The following is a 2282-nucleotide window of genomic DNA, read 5'->3' on the forward strand; positions in this document are numbered from 1 at the left end:
AATCGTCACCATCACGGCGCTGTCAAATAGCTGACCACCCGCCAGCTTCGATTTGGCTGCCTGGGCTGCCATTGCAATCGAATGCTCATAGCTGACGGTTTTCTGGGGCGTGAAAACATGGCCCCGCCTCGTCATCCGGGGGCGGCCTTTCGGCACCGGTGCCCCCGGCAGAACGAAAGTCAGTATTTTATTCACGCGGTGTTCCATGCACGATAAGGTCATGCAGCGACAGCCAGCGGCAAAAATCTTCTTCGCTGCCGCCCGACTCGATGGTCGACTTCATCAACGCCTGTACGGTGATGGATCGCTCACGGGTATTTGCAGAGCCTGTCATGACCCCCTGTGGGGTGCTGGTCTGTTTAGGGGGGTTACCCTGCCTGGGAGGCTGTTTGGCCTCTTGGCGGGCTTCTGGGGGCTTCTGAGCCCCATTTGAGCCGACAGACAGCTCCGTGATGGCATGATGCTTCGAAACCAGCATATCCTGGTGGCCTTGGTATTCCTTGCCCAGGTACCAGCCGAATTCATAAGTGCGCCCGGCTTCAAACCTTTGTAGCGTCTCGCTGAACGCTTTCACCTCGCAAGGCTGGCCGTTCTGGTGCCCGGTTATCGTTCCTGGCCCTGCCCCGGTGTTGGGCGTAACTGCATCCACCTGCATAATCATTATTTCACTTGCCATTTAATCACTCCTGGTTGCCTCAAAAAAAGGTGGTGCGGGAGGCGGAGGCTAGTGCCCCCCGCACCGGTTGCGCTAGCGGAAAGAGGCACCCAACCGCGCTGCGCAAATTACAAGGAAAAACATTTACAATTTGATTCCCTGTGGTTGATAACGGACCAATTTCAAAGCCGCCTTGAAGGCTTCGAACTCGGTTTCGATGTCGGAATACTGGGTCACGCGCAGCTTGGCAGACTTGCGCTCGACTTCCATCAGTATGAAGCCATCGACCGGCACTCCTTCCAGGGCCAAAGCGGTACAGTAGGCTGCGCCCTGGCCGACATGGGCTGCCCTCGGCGGATAGCCCAAAGTCGTTATGCCTTTGTAATCAAAGACAAAATGTCCCCCCGATTTCAATTCGGCGTACAAGTCGAGCTTGCCCGCATAATTTAGGTCGGGGTGGTAAACCAAGCGCTCGACCGAGACTGCCCGTTCCACGTTGGCGTCATACCAGTCGCGCAGCGCTTCCGCCGATCTTCGGGCTGGCTGTTCTTCCGGCAGCTCTGGCTCCAGGCCTTGAGCGTACCGTTCCATGTAGTCGTGGAAGGTCGTCCCCGCTTCCCCGGCGGTATCCCGCGCCCGAATGTGGGCTTGGCAGATATATTCGGCCCACGGCTTGATGCTGTCACCTCTCAGAGGCTCGTTATTTTCCAGACGCCGCATGTGGGAGATCAATTCGATGCGGATCATCTTGGCTGCCCACCCTGCCGCCATGCCGAAATTAGACGGAAAGCCGTCGCTGCAGATGCCCGAAACCGTATATTCCACCTTCTGCTGGTTCCAGCGGTACTGATGGCCCTTGTCCGCAAAGGTCAAGGTGCCGCCGTGAATTTTGGTCGTGTCCATATTCACACCTCCTTCCAGAAGTCGTAGACCGAAAGGTGGTTTTCCAGCTCATCAAACCAGATTCTTGGCGGTATAGCCCGCAGCCTGAGGGTATTAAGCAAATCGTGAAACAGCTCACTGACTTGCTGGCGTTGGCGCAATTCGTGCATGTCTGCGGTTTGTTCCGCCTCGCTCACAGCTGCACCAGTATCGTGATTATCAGAAATATCAGTCCCAGTTCCAGACACATCGTCGTCCTCCTGTTTCGGGGGAAAATACCCCTCAAATTCCGTTGGTGTGATTTGCTTGTCGTCATCAAATTTGACCTGTCCAGTCAAATCCATATAGGGCACTTTCATTTCAGCCTCCTGACGCTATGAGAAAGAACAGGATCACCGCCAGCACGGCGGCGAAGCCTATGGTTTCGGTTATGAATTTCATGTCGTGCCTCCTGGCATTGATCGGTTGCCCTGCCGCCATTCGCCGGTTATCAGTTTCAGGCCTTTCCACATTTCGGCCACTTCTGGCGTGACACAAACAACGACTTTATATTTACTGTTTTGGCCGTGGGAGAAATGAAGGAAGCATTCGGGGCAGCGGCATGTCTTCTTGCGGGCACGATATTTCGCTAGGATTTCCGGCTCGACCACCTGGAATTGCATGGTGCATTTTGGGCAATACATCAGGCTCCTCCTAGGAAAGAATGCGGCCAGCATCGACGGCCTCATCCACGTATTCGGTCAGG

At 55.3% G+C, this 2282-nt stretch carries 5 protein-coding genes; all 5 read right to left on the reverse strand.

Annotated features, from left to right (window positions below):
• Positions 1 to 195 (reverse strand): RusA family crossover junction endodeoxyribonuclease (locus tag AAC035_RS20725; protein WP_339807014.1); only part of this gene is annotated, 195 nt, incomplete at its 3' end.
• The gene (locus tag AAC035_RS20730) at positions 188 to 676 is read right to left on the reverse strand and encodes a hypothetical protein (RefSeq protein WP_339807016.1); all 489 of its coding nucleotides are present in this window, start codon (positions 674 to 676) and stop codon (positions 188 to 190) included. The genes AAC035_RS20725 and AAC035_RS20730, both read right to left, overlap by 8 nt.
• A gap of 123 nt (positions 677 to 799) precedes the next feature.
• Entirely contained in the window at positions 800 to 1558 is a 759-nt protein-coding gene (locus AAC035_RS20735; protein WP_339807017.1) for a hypothetical protein, read from the reverse strand.
• 2 nt (positions 1559 to 1560) lie between these two features.
• Entirely contained in the window at positions 1561 to 1896 is a 336-nt protein-coding gene (locus AAC035_RS20740) for a hypothetical protein (RefSeq protein ID WP_339807018.1), read from the reverse strand.
• Positions 1897 to 1974: 78 nt separating this feature from the next.
• Positions 1975 to 2253 (reverse strand): hypothetical protein, encoded by a 279-nt coding sequence (locus AAC035_RS20745; RefSeq protein WP_339807020.1) that lies wholly within the window; start codon positions 2251 to 2253, stop codon positions 1975 to 1977.
• Positions 2254 to 2282: the final 29 nt, after the last annotated feature.

Origin of the sequence: uncultured Marinobacter sp., assembly GCF_963974375.1 — a bacterium.
In the GTDB taxonomy this organism is placed as follows: Bacteria; Pseudomonadota; Gammaproteobacteria; order Pseudomonadales; family Oleiphilaceae; genus Marinobacter.